The sequence below is a fragment of the Streptomyces sp. M2CJ-2 genome, assembly GCF_016757295.1.
In the GTDB taxonomy this organism is placed as follows: domain Bacteria; phylum Actinomycetota; class Actinomycetes; order Streptomycetales; family Streptomycetaceae; genus Streptomyces.
In genome coordinates this window covers 1-17,304 of the sequence record NZ_JAESIF010000100.1, presented here as the reverse complement: position 1 = coordinate 17,304, position 17,304 = coordinate 1, and the positions used below count along the sequence as shown (strand labels likewise).

Here is a 17,304-nt window from a genome sequence, read left to right as displayed (position 1 = left end):
CAACGACTACGGACACACTGCGTCACCACCCGCCGAGCCCGCGGACACCTCCGCACCGCTCAACTTTGAAGACCCCGTTCGGCGGCGGACGGCCGCTCCCGGCGGTCGGCGGGTGGCCGACCGCCGGGAGGGCGGAGCCGGGTCGCGCGCGGCGCGCGGGGCGCGGGTCAGGCGGCGGGGGCGACCTCCTGCGGTTCGGTGGACGGGGCGGTGCGGTCGTGCATGCCGGTCCGCGGCACCAGAGCGACCAGCAGCGCGGCCAGCAGCGCCGCCGCGGCGAAGAAGTAGAACACCCACGAGGTACCGAGCGAGGAACCCATGATCAGACCCACCAGGATCGGCCCGAAGACGGCTCCCAGCCGGCCCAGGCCCAGCGAGGCACCCAGAGCGGTGCCGCGCGCCGCGGCCGGGTAGTAGACGCCCACGAACCCGGCGACCGCGGCCTGCGAGGAGGCGCAGAACCCGACCACCAGCACCATGGCGAAGACGACGGCCTGCGGGGGATGCATCGTCAGGAAGGTCACCGCCAGGGCTCCGCACAGGAAGCCGCCCGTGATCACCGGACGCGAGCCCCAGCGGTCGGCGAGGCCGGCCAGGACCAGCATGCCGATGGTGCTGCCCAGGTAGAAGGCGATCAGGAAGGTCAGCGCGGAGCCCAGGTCGTAGCCGGAGGCGCGCAGCAGCTGCGGGATCCAGGTGTTCATGCCGTAGGCCAGCAGCAGCCCGCAGAAGCCGATCACCGGGAACAGCAGTGTCGCGACCCGGAACCCGGGGGCGAACATCAGCTTCAGCGAGGAGGACCAGTTCGGCTTCTCCGTCACGGTACCGACCGCCGGCTCCGGAGGCAGCTCGACCCCGTAGCGCTCGGCGAGGGCGCGCACCTCCTCGTGGCGTCCCCGGCTGCTGAGGAAGGCGAGTGATTCGGGGATCTGCCGGTAGACGATCGCGAACAGTGCCAGTCCGATGGCACCGCCGAGGACGAACAGGGAGACCCAGCCGAAGTTCGGCAGCATGAAGATGGCCAGGAAGGCGACCAGACATCCACCGATGGGGAAGCCGGTCTGGACGACGCCGTTGTAGAACTGCCGCCTCTCCACCGGCACGTACTCCATGGTCAGGGCGATGACCGAGGGCAGGGCACCGCCGAAGCCCAGGCCCGCGAGCAGGCGGAACAGTCCGAAGACCTCCACGCTGGGGGCCACCGCGCACAGCAGGGTGAACACGCTGAAGCTCGCCACGCAGGCGAGCACGGTCGGGCGTCGCCCGATGAGGTCGGAGACGTAGCCGGACAGCAGGGCGCCCACCATCATCCCGATCAGGGAGAGGCTGCCGATGACACCGGCCGAGGCGAGGGTGATGCCCCACTGCTTGTTCTGGAGCAGCGTCGGCAGCACCGCGCCGTACATGCCGCTGTCCAGTCCGTCGATGAGCGTGATCGCCAGACAGGCGAAGACCACCGACCGGGCACCCGCCGAGGTTCTCGGACGCACTGCCGAGCTGGGTCGAGTCAAGGGAAACTCCTTGTCGTGGAGCAGACGTCCGCCGACCCGGGGGTCTGCGGACGGTTCTGGGTGGTGGAGCTCCCCTTCCGCGGGCACCCTCCCGACGGGAGGAGGCGGCGCGGACCCGGTGTCCCGGTGTCTCTCGGAGGCCGCCCCGAGGAAGGGGCGGCCTCCGAGGGACACGACGGACCGCGTGCGGAGCGCGGCGGGCCGTAGGTGTGTCAGGACGGGCCGACGGGCCTCGGCGACGGCACTCGGGGTGGCATCGACGGCGGCCGGCCGGCCGGGAGGATGGAGGTGCCGGACGGCTGCGGGCCGAACGGCGGGGGAGAGGAGAGCGTGGCGGAACTCAACGAGGCCGACGGTGCCTCCGGGAGAGGCGGCGGCCGGGAATACTCGGGTGAGACGTGGCCATTTAACTTATGCCCGTAGTTTAAGGTCAAGGGTCGGGCAGGGGGATTTTTCCGCCTCGCGCGATGCGCCCTCCCGGCGGCCGCGGTCGTGTCACGCTCCCGGTGCCCGCGGGGGGCCTCGTCGGGGTGGCGGCGGGAAGCGGGGGAGGGGCCCCGAATCGCATGATGGTGCAGGTCGGGGCGTTCTGTCGTGGAGTGCGCGGTGGATCTCGCGGTGCGCGGACGGGGGCTGGCGGGTCGCCACGGTCAGGCCGGTCCGCCTCCGGGGTCGCGTCGCCGCGGACGGGGTGTCGAACGTACACCCGTAAGGAAGCGCAGAGAATCTAAGGCAAGAAGGTTAGTGGTCGTCCGCTCGAAGGCAACGACGAGCGCCGGCCCGGCCGACTCCGGTGCGAGAACCGGAGCGGGGCCGAGCCGGCGTACGGCGACGACGGTGGGGCGCGGGCGCTCAGTGCCCGGACATGCCCCCGTCCACGGCGAGGGTCGTGCCGGTGATGTAGCTGGAGGCCGGGGCCGCCAGGAACACCACGGCCGCGTCGAGCTCCCGCTGGGTGCCGGTGCGGGCCAGCGGGCTGGTCGCGCGCAGGAACTCGTCCAGCGTCTCCGAGGGCATCTCGGCGATCATCTCGGTGGCCACGAACCCGGGTGCGACGGCGTTGACCCGGATGCCGCGGCGCCCGGCCCACTGCTGGGACAGGTCCCTGGTCAGCCCGATGAGGCCGGCCTTGCTCGCGGCGTAGGCGGCCTGCGGCAGCACCGACTTGATCAGGCCCAGCACGCTGGCCACGTTCACGATGCTGGAGCCCGGCCCCATGACCCGCGCACACGACTGGGCCATCCAGTACGCGCCCATCAGGTTGACGTCCAGCACCTGACGGAAGTCCTCGGGCCGCTCGCGCAGCGCGGGCACCGCGGAGGAGACACCGGCGTTGTTGATCAGGATGTCGAGTTTCCCGAAGCGCGCGACGGCCGCCGCCACCGCCTCCTCGCACTGCTCCGGGTCGGTCACGTCGGTGGCGACGACCAGGCACTCGCCGCCGAGCGCCTCGATGCGCTCGGCCGTCTCGCGCAGGCGGTCCGCGCGGCGGGCCGTCAGGACCACCTGTGCGCCGGCCTCGGCCAGGGCGAGGGCGAAGCCCGCGCCCAGCCCCGAACTGGCGCCGGTGACCAGCGCGGTCCTGCCGTCCAGCCGGAACAGGTCCAGCACGCCGTTCTCGGGAAGGGGGCGCTGTGTCGTCGTGCTGCCCATGTGCCGTCCTTGTCTGTCCGGTCCGGTCCGGGCCGGCCGGGGGCGGGTGCGGCGGGTGCGGCGGGTGTGCGGCATCCGCCCCGACCGGCCGGTGCGGCCCGTGAGCCGGGGGTGGGGGAGAAGGGGTGCCGGGAGGTCTCCGGCACGGGGGAGGCGCGGGCGTCAGCTCGCGTCGTCGGCCGCGAGCAGCCGCTGGGTCTCCCGGTGGAAGACCTGGTTGGCGACCTCGTTGCGACCGAACACCATGGGGCCGGCGTCCTGGCTCGTCAGCGCCCGCTGGGAGCCGCGCAGCAGCGGGAAGTCCTCCGCGTGCAGCACGTCCAGCAGGATCTGCCAGTTCCGCTGCCAGCGCTTGTTCCAGGTCTCCTCGTCGTAGGAGGTCTCCTCCAGACGCGGCACGATGACCCGCATCTCCATCCGGCAGCGCCCCGGGTCGACCGGGTCGGGACGGAAGGTCAGCAGCTCGAAGTGGTTGTCGGGCAGGCGCAGCAGGGTGCTGTTGGGCAGCAGCAGGTGCGACTCGGTCACGTGCTTGGCGAGGCTCTGGTCGCCCGGGTCCTCGTCGATCCAGCGGTCGATCGTCTTGCGGGGCGCCAGCCAGCGGCAGTGCCGCCCGTAGTCCTCGAAGGCGTAGACGTTGGTGTGGACGATCTTGCCCGCGGTGTTCGGGTGCGCGTACTGGATGTGGTAGCCGTCCAGGAAGGCGTCCTGCATCAGCTTCCAGTTGCACGGCTCGTCGAAGCCCTCGGCACGGAAGGAGACCAGGTTGTCCAGCTTGTACCCGGCCAGGACCTCGTCCATCTCCGGGCCGAGCCAGGCGGCGACGTCGATCTCGGCGCCGACCGAGTCGATCACCCAGATGAAGCCGTGTCGCTCCTCGGCGGGCAGTTCGAGCAGCCCGAACTGGCTGCGGTCGAGGTCGCCGAAGGTGTTGTCGCGGGTGATGGTGCGCAGGGTGCCGTCGGTGTCGTAGGACCAGCGGTGGTAGCCGCAGGAGAACAGGCGGCACTTGCCCGACGCCGCCTCCTCCAGCAGGGCGCCCCGGTGCCGGCACTGGTTGACGAAGGCCTTGATGCCGCCGTCCGGCTGACGCACCACGATGGCGTTGTTGCGCGGGAGCTGCAGGGTGATGAAGTCGTTGGGCTCGGGGATCTCCGAGCTGTGCGCGACGATCGACGGGACCCGCGCGAAGATCAGCTCACGCTCACGGGCCGCGAGGTCGGCGTCGGTGAACTCCGTCGGGCTGAAGGAGACCGTTCCCTCGAACTGGTCGGTCGTGTCGTTCCGCAGGTGCTCGAGCAGGCGACGAATTCGCTTTTCGCGCTGTGCATCAAATTCCGTCACGTCGTCCTCCTGTACTGTCCGCGTTCCTTGCGCCGCTGCGGTGGCTCGGGACCTCAGAGGCGGATGCGGTCTCGCGACGCGGGATGCGAGACACGCGACGTCGGTTCCCCTTCTTCGTCGACCCCGCCGAGGAGGCACGGGAACGGCGACGAATGGGGCGTGGGGCGTCTTGCGGGCGAGGTGGGCCCCGGTCCGCGGGCGGTCCGGTGGCGCATGCTCGCCGCCGGACGCACCCGTCTGCGAAAAAGCTCACTTAATCTTATGGCTGTAGGTTTCTGGGGTCAAGCGCACGGCGGGGGACTCTCGGTCGTCGGCCGGGTCGCGGCGCCCTCCCCCGGCCCTGGGTGACGGGTCCGCGAGGCCCGGCCCGGCCGGTGGGCGAAGGGGTGTGCAGGGTGGTCCCGGCGGCGGGTCGATCTGCGCCTGCCCGTGTCGGGGGGAGGCTGCCGGACGCGCCCGGGAGTCCGCGGAAGGCGAGAGGCGGGGCCCCTCCTCCTCGGGGAGCCCCGCCTCGCGTCCGCCGGTGCCGGTGCGCCCGTCAGGCGACCGCGGCAGGTGCGTCGACCGGCACGCTGAAGCACACGTCGGTCTGGTCGTGGTGGAAGCCGACGCTGCGGCAGGCCCGCACCAGCGGCTCGTCCAGCGGGTCCACCGACATCTCCACCTCCCGCACGCCCGCCTCGGCCAGCCGCTTCAGCGCCGCCGCGAGCAGCGCCCGTGACACCGCGTGCGCCTCGCCCCGGGTCGGCGGCGCCAGCAGGTGCACCGATCCCGGACCGTCCGGCGCCTCCCCGGCCGGGGGGTGCGGGGAGTACGCCACGAAGCCCAGCACCTCCCCCGACGCCTCGACCGCCACCAGCACCTCCGGGCCGACCCGGCCGGCGCCGCGGCCGTCCTTCTCGGCGTCGGCGAGCGCGGCCACCACCGCCGTGTCCGACTCCGGGTGCAGCGGGCGCAGGTCCACCCCGGCGGGCGGTTCCGGCTCCGGCACGCTGCCCGGCCGGTGCATCGGCCGGATGATCCGCCACGACGCGTCCTCGGGCACCGCGCCGAACCGGCGCGCCATCCGCTCCGCCGCGGGGTGCGAGCCGTGCGCCCAGGCGCGCAGCGACCGGACGCCCTCGCCGGCCCACCGGGCCGCCCCGCCGCGGGCCAGCCCCAGCTCCTCGAACAGCAGGGTCGCGATCCCCAGGGACCGGTACTCGGGGCCCACCACGAACTCGGTGGTGGCGGTGCCGTCGCCCTGCGAGGTGATCCGCAGGAAGGCCACGATCGCCTCCTCCCCGTCCGGCGAGCCGACGGCGCCCACCTCGTCGCTCATCCGGGCGACGAGTTCGGTGACCCGCCCGGGGGGCGCCCCGTCCGTGCCCGCGGCCGGGACCGGCTGCACGGCCGAGAAACCCTGCTCGGCGTCGAAGTCCGCCGCGTCGCGCAACAGACTGACGACCTCCGGGTCGGTGCCGAAGGAGGTGCCCCACTCGTACGTGATCACAGAACGTCCTCGGATGTCGGGTCGTCGCCCCGTGGCGCCGCCCGCGGTGGACGGTGCCGGGTGCCGGAGTTCGGGCGGCCGCGGATGCGGTGCGCGGGCGGCGGATCCGAAAGGGGCGCTCCCACGCCGGTGCGCGGCGACGACGGTCTCAGCAGCTCATTACCTCCAAGCTATAGGCCAGATGTGGTGCTCACAAGCCCGGGTGTCTCGATGAACCCCTTGCAGCGACAGGCGATTGTGGTGATCCCACGCCCGGGGAAGAGTGATATGAAACCTATGGAGAGTCGGTTAATGGAAGGGTGTCCGCCGAGGGGATCGGGCGGTGATCTGCGAGGTGCGGGGGGCGGTGTGCGGCGCCCTGCCGGGTTCGCGCCCGGTGCCCTCTCGGCGCGTCGCCCGGGAGTGGGGTGCGGTGCCGGATCCGTCGGGGCGCGCCGCGGCGTCCGGCGGGGCGCCCGCGACGCCGGGTCCCATCCGCCGCCGGGGTGCGGGATACTGCGGCCATGGCCCGACCACTCCAACCTCTGCTCAGCCGCGAAGCGATCGTCGCGGCCACCTTGAAGATCATCGACGTGGAAGGGATCGAGGCGTTCAGCATGCCTCGACTGGCGAAGGTGATGGGAGTCCGAGCGCCCTCGCTGTATCACCACTTCAAGAACAAGACCGAACTCATGACCGAGGTGGCCCGGGCGATCATGGTGGACACGCCCTTCCCGCGCCGTCCCGCCGACGAGAACTGGCCTGACCTCTTCGTCGCCCTCGCCCTGAACTTCCGGCGCTCGATCCTGCGCCACCGCAACGCGGCTCCCATCCTGCTCGAGTACCTGCCGCGCGACGTCCTGATCGCCATGTACGAGAAGGTGGCCCGCTTCCTGGAGAAGGCGGGCGTACCGCAACACCTGCACGTGCTCATCCTGGACGGCATGGAGAAGCTGAGTCTGGGCGCCAGCCTCAGCGAGGCCATGAAGACCCCGGAGAGTCAGGCGCAGATCTTCCCGCACGTCGACGCCGAGGAGGAGCCCACCCTCACCTCGGCCCTCGCCGCCAACGAATGGAGCGCCGAGCAGATCTTCGAACAGACGATCCGGAGCTTCCTGGTCGGCGTCATGCAGCTGGACGCGGCCCCGCGGGCGGAGGCGCCCGCGGGGCAGTGAGCCCCCTCCGGGCATGAGCCCTCGCCGGGCCCGAGTCCCCGCGCCGGGGAGCGAGGCCCCGCAGGGCGGTGCTCTCCGGCCGGGTGGTGAATCCCCGCCGTACCGCCGCGCCCCCTTCCGTTCGGGAGAGGGGCGCGGCGGCGTTCCGGCCCGGTCGCCACCTGTCGCGTCGCCCCGAACCCCCTGCGTACCGCCTGTCCGCCGAGGTGCGTGGCGGGGTCGGTGGGCGCACTCTCCCGGGTGCTTCCCCTCCCGAACCCTTGCCGCCCATTATCTAAGGGCTTTAGGCTGAGGGTGAGTTCACGCCAGGAGCGTCGACTCTGGTTCCGCAGGGGGCGCGACGGCCCCCACGGTCACCTATGGGGAGGCACGTCCAGATGTCCACGCAGTCCCAGGAGCCACAAGAGTCCCAGGAGTTCCACGAGCTCTACCGGCGGCATGTCCAGTACGTCCTCGACGGGAACGTCGAGGCGTCCTTGGCCGACATGGTGCAGGAGAACATCCCCCAGGTCTTCCGCGGAGTGATCGTCCCCCGCGGGAAGGTCGACTCGCTCCGCGTCGTCGACATCCGGCGCGAGGGCGCCACCTGGGTGGGGGAGACGGTGTACGACACCCCCGACGGTCGGATCGGCCTGCGGTCCGTGTGGGAGTCGCGCGACGGCTCCTGGAAGGCCGCCGCCCTCGAGAACTTCCCCCCGGAGGCCGGGGACTGACCCCGGCGGGCGCCTTCGACGCGGACCGACGGGCGTCGAAGGGCCGGTACGGGAGGAGTAATTCCGCCCGATCGGGAGAACATCCCGCAAAGCCTTGTCCGCGGTGCCTGAAGCCCTTAGATTAAGCGACCAAGGTCACACGAAGGATTCCCGCCACCTCGGGGATCGCGGGCCCGGTACGCCGAGCAGCCGGTGACGACCCCGTCCGCCCGTGCTCCGAACCACCGGTGCACGCCGCACCGGGCGGCCCGGCCGGGCACGACACCGGCCGACGGCCCGCCCGGACCGTCCGCCGGCAGCCGGTGGACGGCAGGCCCCTCGACAAGGGCCCACCGACCACACGACGTGTGACTCCCTTCATCAGAATTCTTCCGACATGTGCTCGGGTGTATCCGCTGCCGCTCCGCCAAAGGGGGCGACCCGTGGAGCGGCCCGAGGTGGCGGAAGCGATCGTGGACAGAGCGCAGGAGGAACAGACGTGAGCGGAACGCTCGTGAGCATCCTGACCTGGTGGGCTCGGAACATTCCCGACCAGCCGGCCATCGATTTCGACGGCGACGTGGTCACCTACCGCCAGCTGGAGAGCTGGGCGGACGGGATCGCCGCCGATCTCGTCGCGGCGGGAGTGGGCCGAGGAGACCGGGTCGCCCTGGTGGGGCAGAACTCCCTGGAGTGGTGCGCGGCCACCCTCGGCGCGCTCAAGCTCGGTGCCGTCGTCGCCCCCTTCAACCACCGCATGGTGGCCCGCGAGCTCGCCGGGCTCCTGGAGGACTGCGAGCCGACCGTCGTCTACAGCGACGACGCGCTGCGCGAGCGCCTGGAGGAGGCCCGCCGGGAGCAGCCCGGGGTCGTCCTCAAGTCCTTCCAGAGCGACGTCCGGTCCCTGCGGGACGGCACCCACGCCCCCGTCGTGCCGCCGGTGTCCGACGTCTCCGAGACGGCCGCGATCGTCTACACCAGCGGCACCACCGGCAAACCCAAAGGCGTCATCTTCACCCACGCCACCATCGCCGGCGAGATGCACGAGTGGTCCCTCATGGAGCCGGTGCTGCCCAACGGCTTCAGACCCCTGCTCGTGCTCCCGCTGTTCACCGCGGCCGGCCTCGTGTGGGGACTCTTCCGCACGATCCTGCACGGCGGCACGCTGCTGCTGCAGCCCCGCTTCGACCCGGCCCGGGCCCTGCGTGTGCTGGCCGACCAGAAGGTCACCACGTTCACCGGCCCGCCCATCCTGTTCGAGCAGGTCGCGGCACAGCCCGGCTTCGCGGAGGCCGACCTCACCAGCCTGACCACCGCCCACGTGGGCGGCGCGCGGGTGCCGGTGGACCTGCTCGCCTCCTGGCAGCGCAAGGGCGTCTCGCTGCGCCAGATCTACGGCCAGACCGAGATCGGCGGATCCGCCACTGTGATGCCGCGCGACGAGGCGATGGAGCACCCGGAGAAGTGCGGCTGGGGCGGCGCCTTCACCAGGATCAGGGTCGTCGACCCGGAGGGCGCCGACTGTCCGCCCGGCACCCCCGGCCAGATCCTCCTGCGCGGACCGGGGATGATGCCCGGCTACTGGCGCAACGAGGAAGCCACCCGCACGACCATCGTGGACGGCTGGCTGCACACCGGGGACATGGGCATCCTCGACGAGCGCGGCTACCTGACCTTCGTCGACCGCATGAAGGACATGATCATCTCGGGCGGGCTGAACATCTCGCCGACCGAGATCGAGAACGTCCTCCAGGAGATGCCCGGCATCGAGGAGGTCGCCGTCATCGCCGTCGAGGACGCCAAGTTCGGCGAGACCCCGGCCGCCCTGATCAAGGCCGACGGTCCGATCGACCCCGCCGACGTGGTGGCCCACTGCAACGAGCGCATGGCCGACTACAAGGTCCCGCGCTACGTCGTCCTCCTCGACGAGGCCCTGCCGCGGATGGCCAGCGGCAAGATCGCCAAGCGCGACCTCAAGGCCACCTACGCCGACCTGCCCCGCACGCACGGCAAGGTGCGCTGACCCGAACACGGAGGCCGTTGCCGATGAAGGCCAGGAAAGTCGCGTTGGTGACCGGCGGCGGGCGGGGCATCGGAGCCGCGGTGTCCCGCAGACTCGCCGCCGACGGCTTCGCGGTCGCGGTCAACTACGCCCACCGCGCCCGCGAGGCGACGGACGTGGTCGAGGAGATCGAGGCCGCGGGCGGCCGGGCGGTGGCGCTGCGGGCCGACGTGTCCGACGCGGACCAGGCGGGCGACCTCGTCGCGCGGACCGCCGAACTCCTCGGACCCGTCGCCGTGCTCGTCAACAACGCGGGAGTCAGCGCGGCCGGCTCGGCGCGCTCCCTGCCGCCCGGACAGTGGGACCGCGTGCTGGGCGTCAACCTCAGCGGCGCCTACTACTGCACGCACGCCGCGCTGCCCGCCATGTACGCGGCCGGCTGGGGACGCGTCCTGTTCTTCGGCAGCCCGAGCGGCGGGCGCGCCCTCACCCCGACGACGGGTGCCTACGCGGCGTCCAAGGCGGGGCTGGTCGCCCTGGCCGGGGTCGTCGCCAAGGAGGTGGCCCGGCGCGGCATCACCGTGAACACCGTGGTGCCCGGTTACGTGGAGACCGACATGGTGCGCGCCGCCGGCGACCGGGCGCGGGAGAGCCTCCAGGACGGCTGGCCGCGGATCCCCGCCGAGGCGGTGGCCTCGATGGTGTCCTTCCTCGCGGGCGACGGTGCCGCGCACGTCTCCGGCGAGGAGATCGGGGTGTGGGCGGGCGGCCCCGTCCAGTTGTGAGCCCCGGCAGCGGGTGTCGGCGCGACGGACCGCCGGTGCCCGCCCGGGGTCGACCTCCGCCCGGGGCCCTCGTCCCGGGCGGTGCCCTGCCCGCTCGTGGGCCGGGCGGTTCGGATCCCTCGCGAGACGTCGACGCGGTCCGCGGTGCGGCCGCGCCGGACGTCCGCGGCAGAAAGGACCGTCGGATGACGACTTCCCGGCCCGCGCACGAATCGGCCGCGCACGACCCGACCGACCCCGACCCGCGTCCCCCGTCCCCGGACGCGGCCCGGCGGGCACGCCCCGCCGAGGGCGACACCGTGACCCGGAGGACGTCGTACTGCCGGTTGTGCCCGGCCAGTTGCGGGGTCGAGGTGGAGACCGACGGCACCCGCGTGCTGCGCGTGCTGGGCGACCGGCAGCACCCGATCTCCCGCGGCTTCACCTGCCCGAAGGGGCGCAGGGCCGCCGATCTCCTGCACGGCCCCGACCGGTTGACCTCCTCCCGGCGGCGGACGGCCGCGGGCGAGCACGAACCGGTCGACGCCGACACCGCGATGGCGGAGGTGGCCGCCCGGCTCACCGGGATCGTCGAGGAGCACGGGCCGGACGCGGTGGGCCTGTTCATCGGAACCCAGCACAACTTCGCCACCCTCACCCCCTTCATGGCGCGCGCCTGGTTCCGCGGCCTGGGCTCCCGCAAGCTCTTCTCCACCATGACCCTCGACCAGTCGGCGAAGTGGCTGGTGAAGTCGCGCATGGGGGTGTACGCGGGCGGCCCCCAGTCGCTCGACGAAGCCGACGTGTGGCTGCTGGCGGGCACGAACCCGCTGGTCTCCGTCAACGGGGGCGACGGGGACGGCGCGCTGGTCACCAATCCGTCGGCCAACCTCAAGGCCGCCCGGGACCGCGGGATGCGGCTGATCGTCGTCGACCCGCGCCGCACCGAGACCGCGGCACGCGCCGACCTGCACCTGCGACCCCGCCCCGGACACGACGCGCTGCTGTTCGCGGGGCTGCTGCAGGTGATCCTGGGGGAGGGGCTGCACGACCGGGACTTCTGCGACCGCCACGTGGAGGGACTGGACGACCTGCGGGCAGCGGTCGCCGAGGCCACCCCCGACAGGGTCGCCCGCGTCTGCGACGTGCCGGTTGAGGAACTGGTGCGGGCGGCCCGGATGTTCGCCGCGGCCGAGCGGGGCATGGTGAGCACCGGGACCGGCGTCTGCATGGGGCCGCACTCCAACATCGCCGAACACCTGGCCGCCTGCCTCAACGTCGTCTGCGGACGCTATCTGCGCGAGGGCGAACCCGTGCCGGGGCGCGGCGTCCTGACGGGCGAGGGGCCGGCCCGCGCGGAGGTGGTCCCCGCGGACCGCGAGTGGGAACGGGGATTTCGCAGCCGGGTGGGCGGACACGGCCTGCTGCGCGGCGAACTGCCGGCGGCCCTGCTGCCCGACGAGATCCTGCGGCCCGGACCCGACCGGATCAGGGCGCTGGTGGTCTCGGGCGGCAACCCCCTGCTCGCCCTGCCCGACCAGGACACCGCGCGGCGCGCGCTGGAGAGCCTCGACCTGCTGGTGTCGATCGACACCCGGATGTCGCAGACCGCGCGCCTCGCCGACTACGTCATCGCCCCCACGATGCTGTACGAACGGGCCGACCACACCGGGCTGATGGAGACCTTCTTCCCCCGCCCGTTCGCCCAGTACACGCCCGCCGTGGTCGCCCCGCCCCGGGGCGTGGTCGAGGACTGGCGGGTCTTCTTCCGGCTCGCGGCCGAGACGGGAGGGCCCCTGCGGTTCGCGGGCCGGGACCTGGACACCTCCCGACCGCCCTCCTCGGAGGAGCTCCTCGACCTGGTCGCCTCCCGCGGCCGGGTCCCGCTGGACGAGGTGCGCACCCACCCGCACGGCCTGCTCGCCGGGCACCCCGGCACCACGGTGGGCCCGGCCCGCGAGGAGCGGGCCGGGCCCTGCCTGACCCTGCTGCCCGCCGACGTGGCCGCGGAACTCGCCGCCGCGCTGGCGCCCGTCGCCGCGACGGTACCCGTGGGGGCCCGGTCCGCGGGGGCCGAGGGCGGGGCGGACGAGGGTGGGGCGGCGGGGGGCGGGGCCGACCGGGAGGCCGGGGCGCCGGGAGCGGTGGGGGACACCGAGGGCGGCGAGGACGCCGAGGAGTTCCCGCTGCGGCTGGTCGTGCGGCGGATGCGGGAGGTGGTCAACTCCCTCGGGTCGGCGGTCGTCGGCCTGCCCCCGCAGTCGTACAACCCGGCCCACCTGCACCCGCAGGACATGGCGCACCTGGGCATCACGCACGGCGCCGCGGTGACGATCCGCTCGCCGCACGGAACGCTCGAGGCCGTGGCGCACGAGGACCCGAGCATGCGACCGGGGGTCCTGTCGATGACCCACGGCTGGGGAGGCCTGGAGACGGGCGGGGACCCGCGGACGACGGGCAGCAACGTCAACCGGCTCACCTCCCTGCACCACGGCGCCCAGGCGGTCAACCACATGCCGACCCTGACGGCCGTCCCGGTGTCGGTCACCCCCGCCCCGCCGGGCCTCGCCGACCGTGAAGAACCTTCTCCTTAACCTAATGCCTTGAGGTTATTATCTAACGTCTGTAGGATATTTTTCGGATGGGATGACGGCCACCGCTCCGGGCGGCGGCGTGACGCGAAAGGGCTGACATGGCAGGCTGGGACTTCGCGAGTGTCTTCGAGGCCGTGGCCCGTGTGCACCCCGAGCGCACGGCGTTCGTTCACGGGCGACGACGAGGCACGTGGGCGCACTTCGACGACCGCGCGGCCCGGCTCGCCACGGTGCTGGAATCCGCGGGCCTCACCGCGGGCGACGTCGTGGCCGAGTACATGCGCAACGGTCCCGAGTACCTGGAGACCTTCTTCGCCGCCGGCAAGTCGGGCCTCGCCCCGATGAACACCAACTACCGCTACGTCGAAGACGAACTGGTGCAGATCTGGGCCGACGCCGACGTCAAGGCGGTCGTCTTCGACGCCGAGTTCCGCGAGCGGGTCGACCGGGTGCGCCACCGCCTGCCCGGCGTGCGGCTCTGGCTCGAGGTCGGCGAGGGCACCGACTGGGCCCCCTCCTACGCCCGCGAACTGGACGCGCACCCCCCGCGGCCGCACGGTGGCGGACGCGAGGACTCCCTGATCCTCATCTACACCGGCGGCACCACCGGACACCCCAAGGGCGTGATGTGGCGCCAGGGCGACATCCTCTCCCTGCTCAACGCGCAGAACCCCCGACCGCTGCCCGACCACGGCGACCGCGAGGCCGTCGAGGCGCACCTGGCCGGACTCACCCGGGAGATCCGCTCCCTGGTGGCGAGCCCGCTCATGCACGGCGCCGGGCTCTTCTACGCCATCTCGGCACTCAGCGGGGCCGGCACCCTCGTCATGACCCCGGGGGCGCGCTTCGACGCCGAACAGCTCCTCGACGTCATGGACGGCGAACGGGTCCAGTCCCTCGCGATCGTCGGCGACGCCTTCGCCCGGCCGATGCTCGCCGCCCTCGACGAGAACCCCGGACGGTGGCGTCTCGACGGCCTGCGCGCCGTGTTCTCCTCCGGCGTGATGTGGAGCCGCCCGGTCAAGGAAGGGCTCCTGAACCACATGCCGGCGGCGCGCCTGCTGGACGGACTCGGCTCCTCCGAGGCCTCCGCCGTCGCCTCGACGGTGTCCGTGCGCGGGGACGTGGCCGACACCGGCTCGTTCGTGCCCTCCGACCGGGCCGCCGTGCTGCTCGACGACGGAACCCTCGCCGAACCCGGCGACGGCAAGGTCGGTCGCCTCGCGGTCACCGGCTGGATCCCGGTGGGGTACCTCAACGACCCGGAGAAGTCCGCCCAGGTCTTCGTCGAGGCCGCGGGCCGCCGCTGGTCCGTTCCCGGCGACCTGGCCCAACTCGACGCCGACGGGCGGATCCAGCTCCTCGGCCGCGGCTCCAGCTGCATCAACACCGGCGGGGAGAAGGTGTTCGCCGAAGAGGTCGAAGAGGTCCTGAAGCAGCACCCGGGCATCGCGGACGCCGCGGTCCTCGGCGTGTCCGACGAACGCCTCGGCAGGAAGGTCGTCGCCCTTCTCCGGGCGGGGGAGCGGCCGCCGTCGGAGGAGGAACTCCACACCCACGCCCGCGCGCACCTGGCCGGCTACAAGGTGCCCAAGCACACGGCCTACGTCGACTCGCTGGAACGCGCGGACAACGGAAAGCTCGACCACCGACGGCTGACCGGCATCGCGGAGAGCAAGTGGGGGGACGGCCACGCCTGACCCGGACCGGCGGCCGCAGCCCGGACCGCCTCCCCCGGCTTTCCCCGCCGACGGGGGAAAGCAGCCGGCACGGAGCGGGAACACCCCCGCACGGCGGCGAGACTCCGGGCGAGCGCGGACGGCGGGCCGCCCCACGGGGAGGGCGGCACCGGCTCACACCTGCCTCCTCTTGGGCAGCCGGTGTGAAGAGCGTGAGACCCCCATCGACGAAGAGGCACCCGATGACCATCGAAGACCCTCCGGCACCGCAGCCCGCCGGCCCGCTCGGGCCGTCACCGGTCCGCCGCCCGGGCAGCGTGCGCCGTACCTCGACGCTCGACACGCGGTGGCCCGGAGGATTCGGCACCGGGCTCCACATCGACGGGCGGGCCCGCGACCTTTACACCCCGGCCGACGGCCGGCCCCCGCTCGTCGTCGCCGAGGACCGGCTGTGCGTCCGATTCACACCGGCGAGCCGGGTGATCGAGGAGATCGAGTCGACCCCGGCCAGGAGCGAACTGGCCCTCCTCACCGGCGCCCGCTGCGGCGGCGGATTCCGCACCCTGCTGGCACAGGCCCTGCCGCGGGAACGGGACACCGGGACCTCGCTGTACCTCATGCTGGACGATCTCGCCGCGGTATCACTGATCGCAGACTTCGCCGAGACCCGGTGGCCGTCCGCCGGGCCCGGCACACATCGGGCCGCGGTGCGCCCGCAGGAAGGCGTCTGCACGGGCTTCATGCCCGGATCCAGCGCCCTGAGCCCCGACCACGTCCGGAAAGGCGGCGACCGGACACGCCGGGTCGTACCGCTGCCGCACCCCGACGACCCGGCGGGCTGGCACGAACTGGCCGCGCCCACCGAACCGTCGATGCGCCGGGCCCGGCGCATCGACGTCACACCGGGCGAGGTCATCGGAGTGGACGCGATGTTCCAGGACAGCGCGACGGTGCCCGAGGGCGGCAGGAGGGCCGTGCACGAATACCGGCTGCACGCCACGGCCCACGCACGCACCGGTGCCCTCCTCACCCTGCGGGCCGAGCCGCGCATCCTGCCCTACGACGAGTGCCCCCTGGCCGTGCTCAACCTGGACCGTCTGCTCGGGACACCCCTGGCGGACCTGCGCACCACCGTGCCCAGGGTGCTGCGCGGCACCGACGGGTGCACGCACCTCAACGACGCCCTGCGCGCGTTGACCGAGGTGCCCGCCCTGGTGGCCGCGCTGCACCGGCGCGCGCAGGAGTGAAGACACCGGGACGGCAGACGAACACCCGGGAGGAACGGCCCGCCAGGAGCCTCGTCCCCGGAGGAACCCGACATCCCGGGCAGGCCGCGCAAGACGAGGAGAGAGGTCCCAACGTGCACTCACTGCAGGGAAAGGTCGCCCTGGTCACCGGAGGCGCCAGCGGAATCGGGGCGGGCGTCTGCCGCCACTTCGTCGACGCGGGGGCCTTCGTGGTGGTAACCGATGTCGATGGGGAACGGGGCCGCGGCCTGGCCGAGGAGCCCGGTGACGCGGCGGTGTTCCGCCGCGTCGACGTCACCCGCGAGGAAGACATCGCCACGGCGGTGACGGACACGGCGGCCACCCGGGGACGCCTGGACTGCTTGGTCAACAACGCCGGCCGGGTGGGGTCCTGGCGCTTCGTCGAGGACATCTTGGCCGACGAGTGGGACGAAGCCTTCCGGCTGCTGTGCCGCAGCGCCTTCCTCGGCATCAAGCACGCGTCCCGGGTCATGCGCGACCACGGCGGTGGCAGCATTGTGAACACCGGCAGCGTCGCCGGCCTGAGGGCCGGTTACGGCCCCCACCCCTACGGCGCGGCCAAGGCCGCCGTTGTCCAGCTGACCCGCAGCAGCGCGGTGGAACTCGCCCCCCACGGAATCCGGGTGAACGCGATGACGCCCGGCGGCGTGGCCACCCGCATCGTCGGCCACGGCGCCGACCTCACGGGATCGGCCCTGGACGACAGCGCCGAACGGGTACGGGAGAACCTGCGCGACTTCCAGCCGGTTCCCCGCAGCGGCGAGCCGCAGGACCTGGCCGCCGTGGCGGCCTTCCTCGCCTCCGACGCGTCGAGTTTCCTCACCGGACAGGAAACGTCGTCGACGGCGGCCTGTCGCTGGGCAGGGCCTGGCCCCCGGAGATCCAGGCACACGCGAGGAAGGCGTCGTTCCGGACCGCGACATGAGCGTGGGCGGGGCGGCACGCGTGCCGCCCCGCCCCTCGGACTCCCGGGGACAGTCCGGACGACCGTGCTGTCCACCCCTGCCCCTCACAAGGAGGAACACAACGTGAGCACACCAGACGCAACGCCCCCCGCCCCCGCGAAGGCCCCCGCCAAGGACCCCTGGGACCTGCCCGACGTCTCCGGGCTCGTCGTCGGCGTGCTCGGCGGCACCGGACCGCAGGGCAAG

Annotated in this window: 12 protein-coding genes; 8 read left to right on the top strand and 4 right to left on the bottom strand. The window is 72.8% G+C overall.

Translation table 11 applies throughout. From position 1 onward, the window contains the following. Window positions 1-167 precede the first annotated feature (167 nt). The 4 genes from JL475_RS35430 to JL475_RS35415 form a co-directional block, all read right to left on the bottom strand. The gene (locus JL475_RS35430) at window positions 168-1,511 is read right to left on the bottom strand and encodes an aromatic acid/H+ symport family MFS transporter (RefSeq protein ID WP_237409199.1); all 1,344 of its coding nucleotides are present in this window, start codon (window positions 1,509-1,511) and stop codon (window positions 168-170) included. Window positions 1,512-2,363: 852 nt separating this feature from the next. Further along, window positions 2,364-3,164, bottom strand: a complete 801-nt coding sequence (locus JL475_RS35425) for an SDR family NAD(P)-dependent oxidoreductase (protein ID WP_016828300.1) — start codon at window positions 3,162-3,164, stop codon at window positions 2,364-2,366. A gap of 162 nt (window positions 3,165-3,326) precedes the next feature. Beyond that, window positions 3,327-4,508 (bottom strand): aromatic ring-hydroxylating dioxygenase subunit alpha, encoded by a 1,182-nt coding sequence (locus JL475_RS35420; RefSeq protein WP_202282311.1) that lies wholly within the window; start codon window positions 4,506-4,508, stop codon window positions 3,327-3,329. A 538-nt stretch (window positions 4,509-5,046) separates the two neighbouring features. Then, complete coding sequence (locus JL475_RS35415) at window positions 5,047-6,000, bottom strand: GNAT family N-acetyltransferase (RefSeq protein WP_202282310.1); 954 nt, start codon at window positions 5,998-6,000, stop codon at window positions 5,047-5,049. A 503-nt stretch (window positions 6,001-6,503) separates the two neighbouring features. Between JL475_RS35415 and JL475_RS35410 the strand changes: the two genes are divergently transcribed. The 8 genes from JL475_RS35410 to JL475_RS35375 all read left to right on the top strand — a co-directional run. Beyond that, window positions 6,504-7,154 carry a TetR family transcriptional regulator gene (locus JL475_RS35410; protein WP_202282309.1) on the top strand — a complete coding sequence of 217 codons (651 nt, stop codon included), beginning with the start codon at window positions 6,504-6,506 and terminating at the stop codon, window positions 7,152-7,154. 377 nt (window positions 7,155-7,531) lie between these two features. Further along, on the top strand, window positions 7,532-7,867 hold the full coding sequence (locus tag JL475_RS35405) for a hypothetical protein (protein ID WP_202282308.1): 336 nt from the start codon (window positions 7,532-7,534) through the stop codon (window positions 7,865-7,867). 478 nt (window positions 7,868-8,345) lie between these two features. Further along, window positions 8,346-9,869, top strand: coding sequence for a class I adenylate-forming enzyme family protein (locus JL475_RS35400; RefSeq protein ID WP_202282307.1), 1,524 nt, complete (start codon window positions 8,346-8,348; stop codon window positions 9,867-9,869). Window positions 9,870-9,892: 23 nt separating this feature from the next. Further along, the gene (locus tag JL475_RS35395; protein WP_237409198.1) at window positions 9,893-10,633 is read left to right on the top strand and encodes an SDR family NAD(P)-dependent oxidoreductase; all 741 of its coding nucleotides are present in this window, start codon (window positions 9,893-9,895) and stop codon (window positions 10,631-10,633) included. A 185-nt stretch (window positions 10,634-10,818) separates the two neighbouring features. After that, complete coding sequence (locus JL475_RS35390) at window positions 10,819-13,206, top strand: molybdopterin-dependent oxidoreductase (RefSeq protein ID WP_202282306.1); 2,388 nt, start codon at window positions 10,819-10,821, stop codon at window positions 13,204-13,206. A gap of 98 nt (window positions 13,207-13,304) precedes the next feature. Further along, complete coding sequence (locus tag JL475_RS35385) at window positions 13,305-14,906, top strand: AMP-binding protein (protein ID WP_202282305.1); 1,602 nt, start codon at window positions 13,305-13,307, stop codon at window positions 14,904-14,906. A 221-nt stretch (window positions 14,907-15,127) separates the two neighbouring features. After that, window positions 15,128-16,132 carry a DUF2889 domain-containing protein gene (locus JL475_RS35380; RefSeq protein WP_202282304.1) on the top strand — a complete coding sequence of 335 codons (1,005 nt, stop codon included), beginning with the start codon at window positions 15,128-15,130 and terminating at the stop codon, window positions 16,130-16,132. A 113-nt stretch (window positions 16,133-16,245) separates the two neighbouring features. Then, the coding region (locus JL475_RS35375; RefSeq protein WP_202282303.1) for an SDR family oxidoreductase at window positions 16,246-17,304 on the top strand (1,059 nt) is incomplete at its 3' end.